General features: G+C 68.9%; 17 protein-coding genes. 10 read left to right on the top strand and 7 right to left on the bottom strand.

The window, feature by feature from the left end; translation table 11 throughout:
• Window positions 1-29: 29 nt before the first annotated feature.
• On the bottom strand, window positions 30-887 hold the full coding sequence (locus ACIBX3_RS07645; protein ID WP_397114223.1) for a CAP domain-containing protein: 858 nt from the start codon (window positions 885-887) through the stop codon (window positions 30-32).
• 647 nt (window positions 888-1,534) lie between these two features.
• Here ACIBX3_RS07645 and ACIBX3_RS07640 point away from each other — a divergent pair.
• The 6 genes from ACIBX3_RS07640 (at window position 1,535) to ACIBX3_RS07615 (ending at window position 9,416) form a co-directional block, all read left to right on the top strand.
• Window positions 1,535-3,292 (top strand): ABC transporter substrate-binding protein, encoded by a 1,758-nt coding sequence (locus tag ACIBX3_RS07640; protein ID WP_397114221.1) that lies wholly within the window; start codon window positions 1,535-1,537, stop codon window positions 3,290-3,292.
• A 69-nt stretch (window positions 3,293-3,361) separates the two neighbouring features.
• Window positions 3,362-4,357, top strand: a complete 996-nt coding sequence (locus ACIBX3_RS07635) for an ABC transporter permease (protein ID WP_397114219.1) — start codon at window positions 3,362-3,364, stop codon at window positions 4,355-4,357.
• Window positions 4,354-5,238, top strand: coding sequence for an ABC transporter permease (locus ACIBX3_RS07630; protein WP_397114217.1), 885 nt, complete (start codon window positions 4,354-4,356; stop codon window positions 5,236-5,238). The genes ACIBX3_RS07635 and ACIBX3_RS07630 overlap by 4 nt, the downstream gene beginning before the upstream one ends.
• Window positions 5,235-6,176: an ABC transporter ATP-binding protein gene (locus ACIBX3_RS07625; RefSeq protein WP_397114215.1), complete on the top strand. Its 942-nt coding sequence runs from the start codon at window positions 5,235-5,237 to the stop codon at window positions 6,174-6,176. Before ACIBX3_RS07630 ends, ACIBX3_RS07625 begins: the two co-directional genes overlap by 4 nt.
• The gene (locus ACIBX3_RS07620) at window positions 6,176-7,051 is read left to right on the top strand and encodes an ABC transporter ATP-binding protein (RefSeq protein ID WP_397115005.1); all 876 of its coding nucleotides are present in this window, start codon (window positions 6,176-6,178) and stop codon (window positions 7,049-7,051) included. The genes ACIBX3_RS07625 and ACIBX3_RS07620 overlap by 1 nt, the downstream gene beginning before the upstream one ends.
• 10 nt (window positions 7,052-7,061) lie before the next feature.
• Complete coding sequence (locus ACIBX3_RS07615) at window positions 7,062-9,416, top strand: glycosyl hydrolase 2 galactose-binding domain-containing protein (protein ID WP_397114213.1); 2,355 nt, start codon at window positions 7,062-7,064, stop codon at window positions 9,414-9,416.
• Here ACIBX3_RS07615 and ACIBX3_RS07610 read toward each other — a convergent pair.
• The 3 genes from ACIBX3_RS07610 to ACIBX3_RS07600 all read right to left on the bottom strand — a co-directional run bounded on the left by ACIBX3_RS07610 (window position 9,406) and on the right by ACIBX3_RS07600 (window position 11,531).
• Window positions 9,406-10,080 (bottom strand): DUF6879 family protein, encoded by a 675-nt coding sequence (locus ACIBX3_RS07610; protein WP_397114211.1) that lies wholly within the window; start codon window positions 10,078-10,080, stop codon window positions 9,406-9,408. The genes ACIBX3_RS07615 and ACIBX3_RS07610 overlap by 11 nt on opposite strands.
• A gap of 89 nt (window positions 10,081-10,169) precedes the next feature.
• Window positions 10,170-10,658, bottom strand: coding sequence for a DUF1707 domain-containing protein (locus ACIBX3_RS07605; RefSeq protein WP_397114209.1), 489 nt, complete (start codon window positions 10,656-10,658; stop codon window positions 10,170-10,172).
• Window positions 10,659-10,790: 132 nt separating this feature from the next.
• Window positions 10,791-11,531 (bottom strand): PadR family transcriptional regulator, encoded by a 741-nt coding sequence (locus ACIBX3_RS07600; protein WP_397114207.1) that lies wholly within the window; start codon window positions 11,529-11,531, stop codon window positions 10,791-10,793.
• A gap of 289 nt (window positions 11,532-11,820) precedes the next feature.
• Between ACIBX3_RS07600 and ACIBX3_RS07595 the strand changes: the two genes are divergently transcribed.
• Window positions 11,821-12,549 (top strand): metal-dependent hydrolase, encoded by a 729-nt coding sequence (locus ACIBX3_RS07595; RefSeq protein WP_397114205.1) that lies wholly within the window; start codon window positions 11,821-11,823, stop codon window positions 12,547-12,549.
• Between the two features lie 227 nt (window positions 12,550-12,776).
• Window positions 12,777-15,527 (top strand): aconitate hydratase AcnA, encoded by a 2,751-nt coding sequence (gene acnA, locus ACIBX3_RS07590; RefSeq protein ID WP_397114203.1) that lies wholly within the window; start codon window positions 12,777-12,779, stop codon window positions 15,525-15,527.
• Between the two features lie 175 nt (window positions 15,528-15,702).
• Here the strand turns inward: acnA and ACIBX3_RS07585 are convergent, their stop codons facing one another.
• The 3 genes from ACIBX3_RS07585 to ACIBX3_RS07575 form a co-directional block, all read right to left on the bottom strand.
• Window positions 15,703-16,458 carry a neutral zinc metallopeptidase gene (locus tag ACIBX3_RS07585; protein WP_397114200.1) on the bottom strand — a complete coding sequence of 252 codons (756 nt, stop codon included), beginning with the start codon at window positions 16,456-16,458 and terminating at the stop codon, window positions 15,703-15,705.
• 81 nt (window positions 16,459-16,539) lie between these two features.
• On the bottom strand, window positions 16,540-16,875 hold the full coding sequence (locus ACIBX3_RS07580; protein ID WP_397114198.1) for a type II toxin-antitoxin system PemK/MazF family toxin: 336 nt from the start codon (window positions 16,873-16,875) through the stop codon (window positions 16,540-16,542).
• On the bottom strand, window positions 16,856-17,086 hold the full coding sequence (locus ACIBX3_RS07575; RefSeq protein WP_397114196.1) for a hypothetical protein: 231 nt from the start codon (window positions 17,084-17,086) through the stop codon (window positions 16,856-16,858). Before ACIBX3_RS07575 ends, ACIBX3_RS07580 begins: the two co-directional genes overlap by 20 nt.
• 190 nt (window positions 17,087-17,276) lie before the next feature.
• On the opposite strand from ACIBX3_RS07575, the gene ACIBX3_RS07570 reads away from it, so the two are divergent.
• Window positions 17,277-18,017: a sulfite exporter TauE/SafE family protein gene (locus ACIBX3_RS07570; RefSeq protein ID WP_397114194.1), complete on the top strand. Its 741-nt coding sequence runs from the start codon at window positions 17,277-17,279 to the stop codon at window positions 18,015-18,017.
• A 454-nt stretch (window positions 18,018-18,471) separates the two neighbouring features.
• Entirely contained in the window at window positions 18,472-19,722 is a 1,251-nt protein-coding gene (locus tag ACIBX3_RS07565) for an MFS transporter (RefSeq protein WP_397114192.1), read from the top strand.
• Window positions 19,723-19,854 lie beyond the last annotated feature (132 nt).

The raw sequence follows: 19,854 nt of genomic DNA, 5'->3' as shown, positions 1-19,854 counted from the left end.
GGGCGCGGGGCACCACGAGATCCGGCGGTCTAACGGGCGGCGAAGTCCTGGGTCCAGTAGATCCGGCCCTGGGAGTTCTTGGCCGCGCCGACGCCGATCAGGTTGAACCGGCAGTTCATGATGTTGGCGCGGTGGCCCGGGCTGTTCATCCACCCCTGGACGACGGAGGCGGCCGACGGCTGGCCGAAGGCGATGTTCTCCGCCCAGGCCGTTCCGCCGGTGAAGCCGGCCGCCCTGATGCGGTCGGTGAAGCTGCGGCCGTCCCGCGAGGTGTGGTCGAAGTAGTTGTTCTTCGCCATGTCGTCGGAGTGGCCGAAGGCGGCGGCGCGCAGCTGCGGGTCGTGCTTGAGCGCCCCGCAGCCGCCCTTGGCCCGCTCGGCGTTGGTCAGGCGGACGACCTCGTTCTCCTCGGCCGTGCCCACCGTTCCCGGGGGCGGCGTCGTGGTGGGGCTGCTCGACGGCGTCGGGGACGACGTGCCGGTCGGCGAGGGGCTGGGGGTCGGCGTGCCGCTGCCGGGAGTGCAGGTCAGCCTGACCGCCTTGGACTTGGCGGTGGCGCCCCGGTAGTCGGTGGCGACGGCGTAGTAGGTGCCGCGCGCGCACGGAAGGGTGAGGCGGAGCCGGCCGGTCCTGGTGGCCCCGCTCTTGACGACCGGGTCGCGTCCCGGGACGGCGCGCATGATGCGGACGCGCAGCAGCGCTGAAGTGGAGCAGCCGCGGCGGGCGGCGGAAGACACGATCTTGAGTGCGGTGCCCGTCAGCCGGGGCTTGGCCACGCTGACGCGACAGGCCGTCTCCGACGCGGTCGTCGCCTCGGCCGCGGTGACGGGTGCGCAGAGAGCGGCGGCGCTCACGAGTCCGGCGAGTACCCCTAGGGGTCTACGCATAGGGGGTTTCCTCCAGTTGCGGTAGACGCTGGATGGCACCGCATTCTGTCGGGACCGCAACCCATTTGTCATGAAATTTGCGACATTCCCGTGATGCCGGTGTAAACCAAAGTGATCGGTGAAGCGTCTGCGCAGGCCGGAGCCCTTCAGCGCGAGGATTCCCGGGAGCCTTGCCCTTCGGCCCGAAACCCGCCCAGAGCGCGTCCCGCATGCTGGGCACCGTGGGTTCGCGCGGCCCCCGCCGCTCGCCTTCCCCCAGACGCGGCGCCCGAACCCGTGACGGTGCGCAAGCGGGCGGATACAGCATGGTACGGGCCGTGCCAGCGGTTGAACCGGTTAGTTCATCTGCGTGAGCGTTCCCGGTCCGTGGGAGCGTTCCCGGAGCGGACGTCTCGAAAGCGTCACGGCTATTGACGGCGTGGACATGCTGAATTTACGTTCGCGGTACTTATCCGGTTCAGCAGGTCACGCGGACCTGCGGCTACTGAAGAGTGATCGCTCACCGGTCTCATAGGCGGGAGCGTGCTTGCGTTGTTCATGGGAGCGCTCCCAGAGAGCGGCGCGAAGCCCGTCCGAGCCCGGCCCATCGGGGGTGTCTAGCACACGTGCGAACCTTCGCGCCGGGCGCGGAGGGAAGGAGAGAAGCGATGCGTAACCGGGCTCGGATCATGATTCCGCTCGTGGCGGCGGGCCTGCTCGCCACGGCCTGCACCGGCGGCGGATCCACGCCGACCCCGCCCGCCGGCCAGGGGCAGAGCCAGGGCGCGGCGGCCCCCGCCAACCCCGATCAGTTGCCGCGCAGCGAGACCCTCTACACCACGGGAACGCAGTGGGGCCCGCCGGCCAACTTCAACCCGATCAGGGAATGGGACTCGGCCGTGGGGACCAAGGGCCTGGTCTACGAGACGTTGTTCCACTACGACACCACCGCGGCCAAGCTCACCCCGTGGCTGGCCGAGAGCGGCTCGTGGACCGACGACACCACGTACCAGCTCAAGCTCCGCCAGGGGATCAAGTGGTCCGACGGGCAGCCGCTGGCCGCCAAGGACGTGGTGTTCTCCTTCGAGCTGGGCAAGATGGAGACGGTTCCGTACCACAACCTGTGGAGCTGGCTGAAGAGCGTCGAGGCCGTCGACGACCAGACGGTGAAGTTCACCTTCTCCAAGGCCAACTACCAGCAGTGGGACTTCAACCTCTACAGCCGCTCCATCCTGCCCGAGCACATCTGGAAGGGCCGTTCGGAGAAGGAGGTGCTCGACGGCGTCAACGAGAACCCGGTCGGCACCGGCGCGTACAAGTTCATGAGCAACGACCAGGACCGCGTGGTCCTGCAGCGGCGCGACGACTGGTGGGGCAAGACCGCGCTGAACATGGAGCCCAAGCCCAGGTACATCGTGGACATCGCCACCCCGAGCAACGAGGTCGCGCTGGGCATGCTGCTGCAGAAGGGCCTGGACCTGTCCAACAACTTCCTGCCCGGCGTGGCCAACCTGGTCAAGGGCAACTTCGGCCTGACGACCTACTACGCCGAGCCGCCGTACCACCTGTCGGCCAACACCGCCTGGATGGTGCCCAACAACACCAAGAAGCCGATGAACGACCCGGCCTTCCGCAAGGCGCTGGCCTCTTCCGTCGACGTCAAGAAGATCGTCGAAGGCGTCTACGGCAACCTCGTCAAGGCCTCCAGCCCGACCGGCCTGCTGCCGCAGTGGGAGCAGTTCGTGGACCAGAACGTGGTCTCCTCGTCCGGGTTCGCGTACGACGCGGCCAAGGCCAAGAAGCTCCTGGCGGACGCCGGATACAAGGACACCGACGGTGACGGCTTCGTGGAGAACAAGGACGGCTCCAAGATCAGCCTGACCCTGATCGTGCCGTCCGGCTGGACCGACTGGATGGAGTCCGCCCGGGCCATCGCGGCCAGTGCCAAGACCGCCGGCATCCAGATCACCCCGGACTTCCCCGACTTCAACGCCCTCGTCGAGAAGCGTGCCGAGGGCGACTTCGACCTGCTCATCAACAACGAGCGGCAGCTGTCGAACTCGCCGTACACCTACTACGAGTACATGTTCCAGCTGCCGGTCCAGAAGCAGCAGAACACCGTCAACTTCGCCCGTTACGAGAACAAGAAGGCCTGGGACCTGGTGCAGCAGCTCGACCAGGTCAAGACCGACGACATCGAGGGCATGAAGAAGATCACCTCGCAGCTCCAGCAGATCCATCTGGACGACATGCCGGTGATCCCGCTCTGGTACAACGGCCTGTGGGCGCAGTCCAGCACGTCCGTGTGGAAGAACTGGTCGTCTGCGAACGGCGGCGCACCCAAGACCGGCGCGGTGATGTGGCGCAACTGGCTCGAACTGGGCGGCTTCGAGACCCTGACCCAGCTCCAGCCCTCTGGCTCCTGACCGACCCCGTTCCCCCGTCCCCCCGTCCCCGCAATGCCGGGGGCGGGGGCCTTCACGGAGAAAGAGCACGTGCGTCGCTATTTCGGCAGGAAACTCCTCATCTACGGACTGACCTTCTTCGTCGCCGTCACGGTCAACTGGCTGGTCCCGCGCTTCATGCCGGGAGACCCCGTCGCCAGCATGGTGGCCAGGGCCAACGTCGCCAGGCCCGAGGCCGTGGAGGCCATGCGGGCTTACTACAACAACCTCTTCGGTTTCGACCAGCCGCTGTGGCAGCAGTACCTGAACTTCTGGGCCGCGCTGTTCAGGGGCGACTTCGGGCTGAGCATCTGGCTGTTCCCGACCCCGGTCGGCGACGTGATCACGAACGCGGTGCCGTACACGCTGGCGCTGGTCGTCCCGTCGGTGCTGCTGAGCTGGGCGGTGGGCAACTGGTTCGGCGCGTACGCCGCCCGCCGCAAGCTGCTCGACAACACCGTGCTGCCCATCGGGTACGTCCTGACTGCCATGCCGTACATGTGGCTGGCGGTGCTCCTGGCCTGGTCGCTCGGCGTGATCGCCGGGTTCTTCCCGGTCGCCGGCGGATACAGCTTCTCGCTGCGGCCCACCTGGTCCTGGAACTTCATGCTGGACCTGCTGCACCACTGGACCCTGCCGTTCCTGTCATTGTTCCTGGTGGCGCTGGGCGGCTGGGCGATCGGCATGCGCAACATGATCATCTATGAGCTGGAGTCCGACTACTCGACCTACCTGTCGGCGCTGGGCGCGCCCTCCCGGCTGATCCGCCGCTACGCCTTTCGCAACGCCGTCCTGCCCCAGATCACCGGCCTGGCCCTGCAACTCGGCGTGATCGTCGCCGGAGCCCTGGTCACCGAGATCGTCTTCGCCTACCCCGGCCTGGGAAGCCTGATTCTCAACGCGATCAAGAACAAGGACTTCTTCCTGCTCCAGGGCACGTTCCTGTTCATCGTGCTGGGCGTGCTGATCGCCAACTTCATCATCGACATCATCTACGTCGTGGTCGACCCGCGCACGCGGGCCGGAATGGCGGGAGCCAACGCATGACCGCACTTCAGGAAGTCGCCCCGCGCGAGCGGGAGGGCGTGCGGCGCGAGGCGCTGTACTTCGCCGTCCGCAACGGCAAGCTCGTGACCGGGTTCGCGATCGTGTTCGCGCTGCTGCTGCTCGGCCTGCTCGGTCCGCTGTTCGTGGCCGAGGCCCCCAACGAGTACGGCCCCCAGCCCATGAGCCCGCCGGGTGGCGAGCACTGGCTCGGCACGACCACGTTCGGCCAGGACATCTTCGCCCAGTTCGTGCACGGCCTGCGCAGCACCTTCGCCGTGGGCGTGATCGGCGGGGGCATCGCCGCGGTCATCGGCATGGTGATCGGCTTCGTGGCCGGCTACCTCGGCGGCATCGTGGACGAGATACTCAACATGCTGACCAACATCATCCTGGTCATCCCCACCCTGGCCGTCCTGCTGATCATCAACGCGTACCTCGGCATCCGGAGCGTGGCCGTGCAGGGCCTGTTCATCGGGCTGACGCAGTGGCCGTGGGCGGCGCGGGCGATCAGGGCGCAGACGTTCTCGCTGCGTACCCGGGAGTTCGTGGACCTGGCCAGGATGAGCGGCTCGGGCACCGGGCGGATCATCGCCAGGGAGATCGCGCCGAACATGAGCTCCTACCTGTTCATGACGTTCATCCTGCTGTTCGGCGGCTCGGTCCTCATCGCCTCCTCGCTCGACTTCATCGGCCTCGGCCCCACCGAGGGCGTCTCGCTCGGGCTGATGTTGCAGAACGCCACCCAGTGGAGCGCGCTCCAGCTCGGCATGTGGTGGTGGTTCGTCCCGCCGGGCGCGGCCATCACCGCCGTCGTCGGCGCCCTGTACGTCGCCAACGTCGGACTCGACGAGGTCTTCAACCCGAAACTGAGGGAGACATGAGCCTGCGGGTCAGCGAGCTGAGGGTCTACTACAGGACCCTGAAGGGCGAGGTGCGCGCCCTCGACGGGATGTCCTTCGAGCTGGCCGACGGCGAGATCCTCGGCCTGGTCGGCGAGTCCGGCTGCGGCAAGAGCACGCTGGGCAAGAGCCTCATCCGCATGGACGGCCGCATGCGTCACGCAGGCGGCCGCGTGGTGCTCGACGGCAAGGAACTGCCCATCGCCGACGACCGGAAGATGAACGACTTCCGCTTCAAGGAGGTCTCCCTCATCCCGCAGTACGCCATGAGCGCGCTCAACCCCACCCGCAAGATCCGCCGGATGATCAGGGAGCTGCTGAGATCGCGGGGCGTCACCCTGGACACCGCCGAGCTGGAGCGCCGCATGGACCAGGTCGGCCTGCCCCCCGAGGTGCTCGACCGGTACCCGATAGAGCTCTCGGGCGGCATGAAGCAGCGCACGGTGATGGTCATCTCCACCCTGCTCGACCCGTCCCTGCTGATCGCCGACGAGGTCACCTCCGCGCTCGACGTCTCCACCCAGAAGGCCGTCGCCCGCGCCCTGCTCGGCTTCCGCGACAGCGGCTACGTCAAGAGCATGATCTTCGTCACCCACGACATCGCGCTCACCCACCACATCGCCAACACGATCATGGTGATGTACGCGGGCAAGCTCGCCGAGAAGGCGCCCGCGGACGTGATCGTCAAGGCGCCGCGGCATCCGTACACGAAGCTGCTCCTCGACTCCCTGCCCGAGGTCGGCGTCCGCTACGCCGAGCGCAGGCTGGAGGGCATCGCCGGCAGCCCGCCGTCGCTGCTCGACCCGCCGGCCGGCTGCCGCTTCCGCGACCGCTGCCCGCTCGCCGGAGACGAGTGCGCCGAGGAGCCGCCGGTGGTCGAGATCGCGCCCGCCCACCACGTCGCCTGCTGGAAGGCATGATGCTGAGACTCGACGACGTCACCAAGGAATTCAGGATCGGCGCCTTCGGCGGCAAGAGCGTCACGGCCGTCAGGAACGTGAGCTTCGACGTGGTGCCCGGCGAGGTGGTGTCCCTCATCGGGGAGAGCGGCAGCGGCAAGAGCACGATCGGCCGCATGATCCTCGGCCTGAACCCGGTCACCAGCGGCTCGATCACCTTCGACGGCCGCCCGGCGCGCGCGGGCAAGGAGTACTACCGCCACGTCCAGGGCATCTTCCAGGACCCGTTCAGCTCGTTCAATCCGGTGTTCAAGGCGGACCGCGTGTTCGCCATGATCAAGGAGTCGTACTATCCGGCGGTGCCCGCGCCGGAATGGGACGAACGGGTCCGGGCGTCCCTGCGCGACGTGCGGCTCAACCCCGGCCAGGTGCTCGGCAAATACCCGCACCAGCTCAGCGGCGGCCAGCTGCAGCGCCTGCTCATCGCCCGCGCGCTGCTGCTGGACATCAAGCTGCTGGTGGCCGACGAGATCACCAGCATGCTGGACGCCTCCACCCGCATCGACGTGCTCAACCTGCTGGCCGAGCTGAAGATCAGAGGCCTCGGCGTGCTCTACATCACGCACGACCTGTCGCTCGGCAACTACCTGGCCGAGCGCACGGTGGTGCTGCGCAAGGGCAGCGTGGTGGAGATGGGGCTGACGGACCGGGTCTTCGGCGATCCGCTGCACCCCTACACGCGCGAGCTGCTGTCGGCGGTGCCGCGCCTGCACGAGGAGTGGGCCGACGCCGCGGCCGTGGACACCTGCCTCTACCACGCGAAGGGCGCCTCCGGCGGCCTGCTGGAGGCCGAACCCGGCCATTTCGTGGCGTGCGCCCGGCTCGAGACCTGCTGAGGAGACCTTCTTGACGTACCGTCCGCTGCACGACGGCTGGACCCTGTCGTCGCAGGACCTCGCGCCCGATGTCAAGGAGGTTCCCGCGACGGTGCCCGGCTGCGTGCACACCGATCTGCTCGCGGCCGGGCTGATCGACGATCCCTACCTGGACGACAACGAGCACCGGCTGGCCTGGATCGGCCGCACGGAATGGACCTACCGCACCGCCTTCACATGGTCGCCCGACGGGCACGAGCGCACCGACCTGATCTGCCGGGGGCTCGACACCGTCGCCACGATCACGCTCAACGGGGTACGCCTCGGCGGCACCGCCAACCAGCACCGTTCGTACCGGTTCCCGGTCCGGCACCTGCTGCGGGCCGGCGAGAACACCCTGGAGATCCGCTTCTCCTCGGCCTACGACTACGCCGAGGAGCGCCGGGCGGCGCTGGGGGAGCGGCCGAGCCCGTACACCGAGCCGTTCCCGTTCATCAGGAAGATGGCCTGCAACTTCGGCTGGGACTGGGGCCCCACGCTGGTCACGGCCGGCATCTGGCGGCCGATCGGCCTGGAGAGCTGGAGTGGCGCGCGCCTGGCGGAGGTGCGCCCGCTCGCGTACGCCGACGGCACGGTGGACGTGCACGTACGCGTCGAGCGGAGCACCGAGGAGCCGCTCACCCTGTCCGCCGGGATCGCCGGCGTCACCGCGGAGCAGCGTCTCGACGGCCGGTCGGCCGTGCTCTCGCTGAAGGTCCCCGACCCGGAGCTGTGGTGGCCCCGCGGGTACGGCGACCAGCCCCGCTACGACTTGGCCGTCCGCCTCGGCGGCGACGAGTGGCGCGGCAAGGTCGGGTTCCGGTCCGTGGAGCTGGAGCGCGAGGCGTTCACGCTCAAGGTGAACGGCGTCCGGATCTTCGTCAGGGGCGTCAACTGGATCCCCGACGACTGCTTCCCCGCCCGCGTCACCAGGGAACGCCTGGCCGAGCGGTTCGGGCAGGCCACGGCCGCCGGCGTCAACCTGCTACGGGTCTGGGGCGGCGGCCTGTACGAGAGCGACGACTTCTACGACCTGGCCGACGAGCTGGGCCTGATGGTCTGGCAGGACTTCCCGTTCGCCTGCGCCGCCTACCCCGAGGAGGAGCCGTTCCGCTCCGAGGTGGCCGCCGAGGCCAGGGAGAACGTCACCCGGCTGGCCCCGCACCCCAGCCTGGTCCTGTGGTGCGGCAACAACGAGAACCTGGAGGGCCACGCCGACTGGCACTGGCAGGACCGGCTCGAAGGGCGCTCCTGGGGCGCGGGCTTCTACTACGACCTGCTCCCGGCGATCGTCGCCGAGCTCGACCCGGCCCGCCCGTACTGGCCGGGCAGCCCCTACTCGGGTGCCCCCGGCCTGCCGCCCAACGACCCCGCACGCGGAACGATCCACATCTGGGACGTCTGGAACCGGGAGGACTACACCCGGTACGCCGCCTACCGGCCCCGCTTCGTGGCCGAGTTCGGCTTCCAGGGGCCGCCCGCGTACGCCACCCTGCGCCGGGCCTCCTCCGACGAGCCCCTGACCTCGGACTCCTCGCACCAGAAGGCCGTCGACGGGCAGGCCAAGCTGCTGCGCGGGCTGGGCGAGCACCTGCCGCGGCCGGAGACGTTCGACGACTGGCACTATCTGACGCAGCTCAACCAGGCACGGGCGGTGGCGTTCGGCGTCGAGCGGTTCCGCTCCCTCATGCCGTGGACCATGGGCACGATCGTCTGGCAGCTCAACGACTGCTGGCCGGTGACGTCCTGGTCGGCCGTGGACGGCGACGGGCGGCGCAAGCCGCTCTGGTACGCGCTGCGCCGCGCCTACGCCGACCGGCTGCTCACCGTGCAGGACGGCGAGCTCGCCCTGGTCAACGACACGGCCGTGCCCTGGACGGGCGAGCTGCGGCTGGTCCGCCAGAGCCTGGCCGGCGAGCCCCTCGCGAAGGAGGTCGTCGCCGTCCACGTGGCGGCCAGGTCGGTGACCAGGGTGGCGCTGCCGAAGTCCGTCGCAGAGCCCGACGACCCGGCGCGCGAGCTGCTCGCCGCCCGCCTCGGCGCGAGCCGCACGGTGGGCTTCTACGCCGAGGACACCGCGGTGGCGTTCCCCGAGGCGGACTACGAGGCGCACGCCGAGCGCTCGGCCGGCGGCTACCGGGTGACCGTGACCGCGACCACCGTGGTGCGCGAGCTGGCGCTCTTCCCCGACCGGCTGGACCCGGACGCGAGCGTCGACGACCAGCTCGTCACCCTGCTGCCGGGGGAGAGGGCCGCCTTCCACGTCACGACGGCCAGGGAACTGGACGCCGCGGCGCTGACCGGGTTTCCCGTGCTGCGGTGCGTGAACGAGGCCGTCAGATCCTGAACTCCTCGGTGCGGTGCGCGTACGCGGGCACCGCGGCCCGCATCTCGTCGGTGACGACCGGCGGTGGCAGCGGCACGATCTCCCGCTCGTGGAAGGAGAGCAGGTCCTCGCCCACGGCGTACAACTCCCGCACCGCCCGCAGGCAGGGCTCCACGACGCCGGGGTCGGTGATCCGCCTGCCGCCCCGGCCGCCGCCGTGGCGGTCGTAGAGCACCTCGTACATGAGGGACGACGAGAAGATCACCAGCTCGGGCAGCGGGTCGAGGGCCGCGACCCGCTCGGCCGGCACCACCCTGCAGGGCGAGCCGGCACGGGCGCGCACCGCCAGCACGTGCAGCTCCCACTGCAGGTACGCGCTGATCGGGAACTCCACCACCCGCACCCGCCACACCGGCACGCGGCTGCGGAAGTAGTCCTCCAGCGGGCCCGCCATGCGCTCGGCAAGGGCCAGCGAGGTCGCCCAGTCGCCGTCCATCATGGCCCGCCAGCTCGCCACGTCCGGCTCGTAGAAGCTCTGGGCACGCTCCAGCTTCCACATCGGCTCGGTGCGCGTGGCGTGGTCGCGGTCGAAACGGGATCGGTATTCCGGTACGTCTAGGACGAGGCCGTCGGCCGGGGGGACGGCGGTGAACGGATTGTCCCGGCCGGCGCGCGGCTCGCTCATGCGGCGTCCCCTCACGTACTGAAGATCCGCCCAGATCATCAGTGAGTCCCTGACGCGGGTCAAGGCCCAAAGACGATCTGCGCGGCCCCTCAGCCGCGGTAGTGGAAACGCCGGTGGACCAGGCTGAAGACCATGGCCCCCAGCCACAGTGCGAACAACACCTTGAAGACGCCGAACCCGAAGATCAGCGACAGCACCATGAGCACGAACAGCACGCCGACGAACGGGTGGGGCCCGCGGCGGCCGTGCCGCCGGGCCCATTCCCGGCGCCTGTCCCGGTGCATGGCGTGCGCCTCCCGGCGCTGGCTCTGCAACTGGTGCCGGTGCGCGTGCATCGCCGCGTGCCACTCAGCCCTGTCCCAAGGCCCTTGGGGCGCACGGTAGTCGTACGCGGGTTCCTTCCCGGGCAGGTCGGCGGTGACCTGCGCGAGGTCGCGGGCCGTCTTGGCGGCCAGCGTGCGGTCGAGTCGCTCGTCGAGCTCCTCGTGGGTCAGGCGGCCCTGCGCGAAGTGCTCGCGCAGGGCGGCCATCGCGTGCTCGCGCTCGGCGTCGCCGATGCGCAGATCGTTGCGGTCCATGGCCGGCTCCTCTGTGTTCATGGCCTCACTCCGATCGGCGGCTCGGTCGCCATATGCCGCCGTCTTCCCCCGCTCTGGTCGCTTCGCTCCCGCCGCTCCTCCAGACGACGGCACTCCCTCGCGGGGTAGGAGTCACTCCTCGCCCGGTTCGCCGTCGGCCAGGATCTGGTAGAGCTTGCGCCGGGTCTCTACCAAAGTCTTACGCGCCTCGCGGATTTGTGCGTCGTTCCCGGTCTGGAGAATCTGCATCATCGCGAAGGCCGACTGCTTGGAGATCTGCCAGAGATCGGCGGCGTTGTCGTCGATGTCCGGGCGCATGTCGTCCCAGGGGGCGCTGACCTCGTCGGCGTGCGCCTCGATGTAGTTGCGGCCCTCCTCGGTGAGGCGGAAGCTCTTGCGCCCGTCGTTCTCCTCCGAGACCACCAGGCCCTCGTCGGTGAGTTGCTGCAGCGCCGGGTAGACGGCGCCCGGGCTGGGCTTCCAGCCGCCCTCGCTGCGCTCGGCGATCTCCTGGATGATCTGGTAGCCGTTGCGCGGCTCCTCGGCCAGCAGGGCCAGGATGGCGGCGCGCACGTCGCCGCGCTTGGCCTTGCGGCTGCGGCCGCCCCAGCCGCGGTGGCCGCCCCACGGCCCGCCGGGACCGCCCCAGGGGCCGCCGCGCCCGAAGTCGAACGGGAACGGGCCCGGACCGCCCGGACCGCCCCGCCGGCCGCGGTGCCGGTGCTCGTGGTGGTGGTGCCGGCCGCCCATCTGCTCGAAGGCCTCGGACAGGGTCCTGAACGCCTCGCGGGCCGCCTGCTTGGCCTCGCGGGCCGCCTGCCTGTACTCGTGTGCGCCGGGCCAGTTTCCCCCGGCTGCCTGTGCGGAACTCATAGGTTTCCCCCTATATCGTGATCTATTCTCGATGCATCAACGATATATCGACACTATGTCGTTAGCAAGCCGGGAGGAGGAGTGATCCACATCACGAAAAAGTTGCGGAATCCGGGAACAGGATTGGGGAGACGGTCGTTGTTCAGAGCAGACGAGGTCGTTCCGCGTCGGCAGGGCTGGGGGGTGCTGTCGCCGCGGAGACGACCTCGTCTGCGTTTCCGGACATATCGAACGGGTCTCACGGCACGCCTCGGCGCGTAAAGGCGTTCTTTGCCGTACAGTCCCGATCATGATGGGGCACACGCACGCGATGACCGGGGCCATCGCCTGGCTGGGGCTGGCTCCGCCGCTCGCCGCACTGCCGCTGCTGAACGAGTCCTCGCGGTACGTCGACACCGGGATCATGGCGACCGCGCTCTCTCCCGCCGAGCTGATCGCCGGCGCGATCGTCTGCGCGGGCGCCGCGATGCTGCCCGACCTCGACCATCCGAGCGCGACCATCGCGCAGACGTTCGGTCCTGTCACCTGGGCGCTCAGCAAGGCCGTGTCCTGGATCAGCGGCGGGCACCGCGGGGCCACGCACTCGCTGGCGTTCGCCGTGGGGATCGGGATCGGCGCGCACTGGCTGGCCAACACCTATCCCATCGGCCGCGACATCATGGTCGTGCTGCTCATCGGCCTCGCGCTGCGCGCGGTCGGCGTCGGCATCCCGGGGAACAAGATCGGGTCCGCCATGATCAACGTCGGGCTGACCGCCGGGCTCTACGCCGTCTTCCTCTCGTTGTCCGTCGGGTACGCCTGGCTCGGGCTGGCCGTGGGGATCGGCTGCCTCATGCATGTGGTCGGCGACTGCATGACCGAACGGGGTTGCCCGGTGTTGTGGCCGCTGGGGACCAAGTTCATGCTGCCGTGGAAGATCGGCATCAAGACGGGCAAGACGTTCGAGCAGAAGATCCTGGCCCCGATCCTGTCCGTCGCGATCATCGGGCTGCTGTTCTGGCGCTTGGCGCCGGTTTGACTCGACGCCGGGTCAAGGAGAAGCCCGCTGAACGGACTGCCGCTACGGTCTCGGCCACGAGCGGCAGTGAGGCGGCAGTCTGATGGGCAGGTTCCTTGTCCCAGTGATATCTTGACGTCGAGACACCTGCCGCGGCCTGCTTGTTAGGGTCACCTAACGTGCTTGGCATTCCAGGAGTGCGGCAGGATTTGGTCTGAACACAGGACTGATGGAGGAGGCGAATCACCGTGTCCGCGAACAGCTTCGGCAGCCGTGACACGCTACGCGTCGGCGACGCGTCATACGAGATTTTCCGGCTGGATGCCGTCGAGGGCGCCGCACGCCTCCCGTACAGCCTGAAGATCCTTCTGGAGAACCTCCTTCGCACCGAGGACGGCGCCAACATCACCGCCGACCACATCCGGGCGCTGGGTGGCTGGGACCCGAAAGCGGCGCCCAGCGTGGAGATCCAGTTCACGCCGGCACGCGTGATCATGCAGGACTTCACCGGCGTGCCCTGCGTGGTCGACCTGGCCACCATGCGCGAGGCCGTACGCGACCTCGGCGGCGACCCGGCCCGCATCAACCCGCTCGCGCCCGCCGAGATGGTCATCGACCACTCGGTGATCGTCGACTTCTTCGGCCACCCCGACGCCTTCCAGCGCAACGTCGAGCGCGAATACGAGCGCAACCGCGAGCGCTACCAGTTCCTGCGCTGGGGCCAGACGGCCTTCGACGAGTTCAAGGTCGTGCCGCCCGGCACCGGCATCGTCCACCAGGTCAACATCGAGCACCTGGCCAGGGTCGTCATGACCCGCGACGGCAAGGCTTACCCCGACACCTGCGTCGGCACCGACTCCCACACCACCATGGAGAACGGCATCGGCGTCCTGGGCTGGGGCGTCGGCGGCATCGAGGCCGAGGCCGCGATGCTCGGCCAGCCGATCTCCATGCTGATCCCGCGCGTGGTCGGCTTCAAGCTCAGCGGCAAGCTGCCGGCCGGGGCCACCGCCACCGACCTGGTCCTCACGATCACCGAGATCCTGCGCAAGCACGGCGTCGTCGGCAAGTTCGTCGAGTTCTACGGCGAGGGCGTCTCCTCCGTGCCGCTGGCCGACCGGGCCACGATCGGCAACATGAGCCCCGAGTTCGGCTCCACCTGCGCGATCTTCCCGATCGACGGCCAGACCGTCGACTACCTGCGCCTGACCGGCCGCAGCGAGGAGCAGATCGCCCTCGTCGAGGCGTACGCCAAGACCCAGGGCCTGTGGCTCGACCCGTCGGCGCCCGAGCCCGTGTTCTCCGAGTACATCGAGCTCGACCTCGCCACCGTCGTCCCCTCCATCGCCGGCCCCAAGCGCCCGCAGGACCGCATCGCGCTGTCGGCCGCCAAGACCACCTGGCGCCACGACGTCCAGAACTACGTGGAGGACGGCGTCGACGAGGAGGGGGAGGAGTCGTTCCCCGCCTCCGACGCGCCCGCCTCCAACGCCAGCGCCAACGGCGGCCGGCCGCACAAGCCGGTCCCCGTCACGCTGGCCGACGGCACGTCGTTCGAGATCGACCACGGCATCGTCTCCATCGCCGCGATCACCTCGTGCACCAACACCTCCAACCCGTACGTCATGATCGGCGCGGCGCTGCTGGCCCGCAACGCCGTCGAGAAGGGCCTGACCCGCAAGCCGTGGGTCAAGACCTCGCTGGCCCCCGGCTCGCAGGTCGTCACCGGCTACTTCGAGCGCTCCGGGCTCCAGCCGTACCTCGACAAGATCGGCTTCAACCTCGTCGGCTACGGCTGCACCACCTGCATCGGCAACTCGGGGCCCCTGCTGCCGGAGATCTCCGATGCCATCCAGGCCAACGACCTGGCCGTCACGGCGGTGCTGTCCGGCAACCGCAACTTCGAGGGCCGCATCAACCCCGACGTCAAGATGAACTATCTGGCCTCGCCGCCGCTCGTGGTGGCGTACGCGCTGGCCGGGACCATGGACCTCGACCTCGACACCGAGCCGCTCGGCCTCGGCAACGACGGGAAGCCGGTCTACCTGCGCGACATCTGGCCGTCGCCGGAGGAGATCTCCTCCGTGGTCACCTCCTCCATCGGCCGCGACATGTTCGAGCGCGACTACGCCGACGTCTTCAAGGGCGACGACCACTGGCGCTCGCTGCCGATCCCGACCGGCAACACGTTCGAGTGGGACCCCGACTCCACGTACGTGCGCAAGGCCCCCTACTTCGACGGCATGCCGGAGAAGCCCGAGGCCGTCTCCGACATCGCCGGCGCCCGCGTGCTGGTCAAGGTCGGCGACTCGGTCACCACCGACCACATCTCGCCCGCCGGCTCCATCAAGAACGGCACCCCGGCCGCCCAATACCTGCGGGCCAACGGGGTCGAGGTCAAGGACTTCAACTCCTACGGCTCGCGGCGCGGCAACCACGAGGTGATGATCAGGGGCACGTTCGCCAACATCCGCCTGCGCAACCAGATCGCCCCCGGCACCGAGGGCGGCTACACCCGCGACTTCACCCAGCCCGACGGGCCGGTGTCGTTCATCTACGACGCCTCGGTCAACTACGCCGCCGCCGGGACACCGCTGGTGGTGCTGGCGGGCAAGGAATACGGCTCGGGCTCCTCACGCGACTGGGCCGCCAAGGGCACGGCGCTGCTGGGCGTCCGCGCGGTCATCGCCGAGTCGTACGAGCGCATCCACCGCTCCAACCTCATCGGCATGGGCGTGCTGCCGCTGCAGTTCCCCGAGGGTGCCTCGGCCGCGTCCCTGGGGCTGACGGGCGAGGAGACGTTCGACATCACGGGCGTCGAGGAGCTCAACAAGGGCGGCATCCCGCAGACGGTGCACGTCAAGGCGACGTCGTCGTCCGCGCAGGGAGCCGGCGTCGAGTTCGAGGCGGTCGTGCGCATCGACACGCCCGGCGAGGCCGACTACTACCGGCACGGCGGCATCATGCAGTACGTGCTGCGCTCGCTGCTGGCCAAGTGACTTCCCGCGCCCCCGCCCGGTCATGAGCCGCGCGGGGGCCGGGACCCTGGCTGCTTCGCTGAGCCGTTGAGCCGGGGGCGGGGGCGTGATCCTCACGCGCCCCGATCGGGGGAACCACCCGACACACGGAGAGCCGCCCGGCGGGAAACCCCCGCTGGGCGGCTCTTCCGCGCTCTCAGGAGACTCTCGCGGCCGGGGCCGCCCAGGTGTCGCAGGCGGCGGGGGAGACGGCCCGGTAACCGCGTTCGAGCCAATAGACCCGATTGGCGCCCCTGCCATGGCTGCGGTAATCGGGATCGTCGCCGCTGGCCCGCGTGGCCTCGACCAGTTCCTCCCAATCCGCCCGCGTGCGGGACAGGGATCGCCACACGCTCCCCAGAAACACGCCGGCCAGGCAGTCCGCCTGGAGTTCGTAGCGCCGCTTCAGCTCCTCCTGATGCGGCTTGCGGGTCCGGACGCGCTCCTCGAAGGCCCGCCGGATGCCGAGCAGGCTTTGCAGGTGATGCCCGTACTCGTGGGCGGCCACCTTGAAGGGATAGAGATCCGTCCGGTCCTCGATCCAGCGGCCGGTGAGCGGGAACACCAGCGTGCGACGATTGGTGCAGTAGAAGGCCGCCGCGTGCTCGGGCCACGCCACCCCGCACACGGTGCTCTCGGGCTCTTCGTAGTAGCGGACGACGGGCTTACGGAACTCCCGCTTCGCACGCCTGAAATAGCCTGCCCACGCCTTGCCCAGGCAGGTCAGGACCGTCTCGAGATACTCCCGCGTCCGCGGAATCCCTCCGGAACTGATCGGCGTCTCCGGGCAGGACATGGCGGCCGGCTTGCCTCGCGGGAACGTGGCTTCGGGGGAGGCCTGGGCCGGGAAGGCGGACAAGGAGGAGATCACCAGGACCGCCACGAGGGGGCGCTTGATCGGGAGGGAATGCACGGTCGGCAGCTTAACGAGCGGTGGCATGTGGCACGATGAGGGTGCCACCCGGCGAACCTTTACTTCGCCGGGCGGCAACACTCATAGCATCCGTGTGAGCACGGTGACCGCTTCGGCGACGACCTCGTCGGGCGCGCTGCCGACGAAGAAGTCGAACCGGTCTGGTGAGATGGCCCGCACCTGCTCGACCATCGCCCAACTCGGCTTGGCCAGCCCGGTCTGGCCGCGCCCCAGACGGACATGCGTGGGATATCCGCGCTCACGGGTCGTCAGCGGAACCACCAGCACGAGCCCCAGCCTCGACTGATTGAAATTGTCGTTGCTGAGGATCAGGGCTGGACGGTCGAATCCTTGCTCGCGTCCCGTCGGCTGCCGTTCGAATCGGGTGAACCAAATCTCACCTTGTGTGAGTTTCATTCTTCTCCTCGGGGAATGTGATCAGGCCCTCCCACTCGGGCGCTATGCGACGGGTGCGCGGTGCGGTGCCGAGGACGCTTTCGCGCTCCGCCAGGTAGTCGGCCCAGCCTGCCGGGTCCTCTCGCTGCGTCCGCTCAACCTGCTCGTTGACCTCCTGCCAGAACTGCTTGTGTTCGTAGTCCGCGATGGCGTCGTTGAGCACCTCGGTCATGGTTCGGCCCTCCTGCCGGGCGATCCGGGCTAGTCGATCTCTCGTTTTGACACTGACGCGTATCGTCGTCGCTTTGGGCTTCATCGTCATACTCAGAAGGCTACGTCGGCGTCTAAAGGAACACTACAGGGCCTCGGTCACGTTCGCAGCATGAATGGCAACAGAGAGTAAAGATGGTTGACTCCTTCCCATGACTGATGCGGCGTTGGTGCTGATCGTCGGTGGTCTGGCGGTTTTCGTCGGCGCGGTCGTCCAGGGTGGTGTGGGCTTCGGCCTGGGGCTGGTGGCGGCGCCCGTGCTCACCATGCTCGATCCCGGCCTGATGCCGGGTGCCATTCAGGTCGTCAACATGACGTTGCCGCTGTTCACGCTGGCCGCCGAATGGCGCAGGGTGGACTGGCGCGGGCTCGGTTTCGCGGTGCTCGGCAGGATCCCGGGAAGCGTGCTCGGTGCGCTCATCGTTGTCTACATTTCTGTCTACAGCCGAGGCGTCTTCGTCGCCGTCATGGTGCTCATCGCCGTGGCGCTCACCGCCAGAGCGCTGAGCGTGCCGCGCAACGGTGTGACGATCACCTCGGCCGGTTTCGTCTCGGGGGTCACCGGGACCGCCACGGGCATCGGCGGGCCGCCCATCGCGCTGGTCTACCAGACGGCCAAGGGGCCGCAGATCAGGGCGACGCTGGCGATGTTCTTCTTCCTGAGCGCCGCTCAGTCGCTGGCCATCCTGGCGTTCGTGGACGAGTTGCCGGCCCAGGCGCTGGTGACGGGGGCGGTGCTCATCGTGCCCATGGTGCTGGGCTTTCTGGTGTCGGGGCCGCTGCGGCGTTACCTGGACGGCGGCAAGGTGCGCGTGGCCGTCCTGGCGGTGGCAGCCGCCTCGGCGGTGGCGCTGATCGTACAGAATGTGGTCGCGCGGATGCTGCCCATGTGACCAGGGGTGATCCTCGACCTGATCGCCGCCCTGCCCGCCTGCGAACTCGGCTCGGCACTGCATGATCCGCAACGGGCCCTGATCCTACGCGTTCAACGCCGTTCAGTGAACGCCGAGCCGTGCGCGAACGGGCAACAACCAGGCGTCCGCAGGCAACAGCGCGGCCGGTGAAACGGGTTCCATGGCGTAGGACGAATCGACGGCGACACGGCCGGGTGCCGTTCTTCCGACATGGAGTGAGCGTTCACATCCGATCGTGGAGCCATGTGCTTGCGGAAGGGAGGTCACTGATGCGACAGCTGTCTGGAACTGAATGGGGATGCCCCGAGTTCGACTGGAGTTGCCCCGATTTCGAATGGGGTTGCCCCGACATCAACTGGAGCTGATCGAGGTCACATGAGGTGACGGTTCGGCGGTTGGCGACCGTCACCTCCACCTTCGCGGAGGGACAAGGGTGCGCAGAACCATCCCAGGGGCCGAATACCTGCGAGTCTTCGCGATCGCCGAGTTCACTGGGCTGTGGGCAGGGCTCCTGCTGTCCAAGGTGGGCGACCAGCTGGCCCGCGTGGCGCTGGCCATCCTGGCCTACGACCGCACCGGGTCGGCGGCGCTGACCGCCGTCGTCTACGGGCTCACGCTCGTGCCCGCTCTGCTCGGCGGCCCCCTGCTCGGCTGGCTCGCCGACCGCCACCCCAGGCGCGAGCTCATCGTCTGCTGCGACGTGGCCAGGACCGTCCTGGTGGCCCTCATGGCCGTTCCCGGCATGCCGCTGCCCTTGATCGGCACACTGGTGTTCGCGTCGCATCTGCTGGACGCGCCGGCGCGGGCCGCGCGCATCGCGTTGACGCCCGACGTCCTGCCCGCGGCGATCTACCCGACGGGTGTCGCGATCAACGCCTTCACCGGCCAGCTCATGACCCTCGTCGGCTTCGCCGCAGGCGGTGTGGTGGTGGCGCTCGTCGGGCCGAGACCGGCGCTCGCGATCGACGCGGTCACCTTCGCCGTCAGCGCGGTGATCACGACCCTGACCGTACGACACCGCCCCGCGGCCGGGCGGGACGGCCCCGGGCGCTCCTGGTGGTCGTCCACGAACGCGGGGCTGCGGCTGATCGCCGGAACGCCGTCGCTGCGCAACCTGCTGGGCCTCGCCCTGCTCGCCGCCTTCCACGTGATCCCCGAAGCGATCGCCGTGCCTTACGCCCATTCACTCGGCCTGGGCGACGCCGAGGCGGGGATCATGATGGCGGCCATGCCGGCCGGCACCTTGATCGGCGTGTTCGCGCTGACCACGTTCGTTCCAGCGCGTTCCAGGCTGCTGCTCATGGCGCCGATGGCCGTTCTCGCCGGCGCGCCGCTCGTGGTGGCCTTTCTCCAGCCGGGGTTCGCCATGGTGCTCGTGCTGTGGGGATTGACCGGCGTGTGCACCGCCTACCAGGTCTCGGCGAACGCGGAGTTCGTCCGGATTGTGCCGAACGAGCAGCGCGGTCAGGCGGTCGGGCTGGCGTCCTCGGCGCTGGTGGCCGTTCAGGGCCTCGGCGTCATGCTGGGCGGCGTGCTCGTGGACTGGGTGGGTCCCGCTCGAGGCCTGGCGATCGCGGGTCTTGCCGGCCTCGCGGTGAGCGTGCCTCCCGCGATCGGCTGGTTCAGAGTCCTCGCCCGGCAGGTGGGGCCGGGCCGGGTGCTCACTGGGGCGCGACGGGAGTGACGCTGAAAGCGTGATGAACAGGGTTCCGGGGAACCTCCCTGGGCTGCGGCAAGCCCACCACGGACCACACAAAGCACGTCAAACACCCTGGTACGGCTGGCCCTACCACCCGTGGGACGGCTGGCCGTCCTC

The sequence above is a fragment of the Nonomuraea sp. NPDC049480 genome, from assembly GCF_044465905.1.
In the GTDB taxonomy this organism is placed as follows: Bacteria; Actinomycetota; Actinomycetes; order Streptosporangiales; family Streptosporangiaceae; genus Nonomuraea.
This window is presented reverse-complemented; position numbering and strand designations above follow the sequence as displayed.

Bases quoted from the DNA above. Each gene is read 5' to 3' on its own strand.
- ACIBX3_RS07600 (WP_397114207.1), bottom strand. From the start codon at position 11,531: ATGAGTTCCGCACAGGCAGCCGGGGGAAACTGGCCCGGCGCACACGAG.
- ACIBX3_RS07630 (WP_397114217.1), top strand. From the start codon at position 4,354: ATGACCGCACTTCAGGAAGTCGCCCCGCGCGAGCGGGAGGGCGTGCGG.
- ACIBX3_RS07605 (WP_397114209.1), bottom strand. From the start codon at position 10,658: ATGGACCGCAACGATCTGCGCATCGGCGACGCCGAGCGCGAGCACGCG.
- ACIBX3_RS07620 (WP_397115005.1), top strand. From the start codon at position 6,176: ATGCTGAGACTCGACGACGTCACCAAGGAATTCAGGATCGGCGCCTTC.
- ACIBX3_RS07570 (WP_397114194.1), top strand. From the start codon at position 17,277: ATGACTGATGCGGCGTTGGTGCTGATCGTCGGTGGTCTGGCGGTTTTC.
- ACIBX3_RS07580 (WP_397114198.1), bottom strand. From the start codon at position 16,875: ATGAAACTCACACAAGGTGAGATTTGGTTCACCCGATTCGAACGGCAG.
- ACIBX3_RS07640 (WP_397114221.1), top strand. From the start codon at position 1,535: ATGCGTAACCGGGCTCGGATCATGATTCCGCTCGTGGCGGCGGGCCTG.
- ACIBX3_RS07645 (WP_397114223.1), bottom strand. From the start codon at position 887: ATGCGTAGACCCCTAGGGGTACTCGCCGGACTCGTGAGCGCCGCCGCT.
- ACIBX3_RS07610 (WP_397114211.1), bottom strand. From the start codon at position 10,080: ATGAGCGAGCCGCGCGCCGGCCGGGACAATCCGTTCACCGCCGTCCCC.
- ACIBX3_RS07575 (WP_397114196.1), bottom strand. From the start codon at position 17,086: ATGACCGAGGTGCTCAACGACGCCATCGCGGACTACGAACACAAGCAG.
- ACIBX3_RS07625 (WP_397114215.1), top strand. From the start codon at position 5,235: ATGAGCCTGCGGGTCAGCGAGCTGAGGGTCTACTACAGGACCCTGAAG.
- ACIBX3_RS07595 (WP_397114205.1), top strand. From the start codon at position 11,821: ATGATGGGGCACACGCACGCGATGACCGGGGCCATCGCCTGGCTGGGG.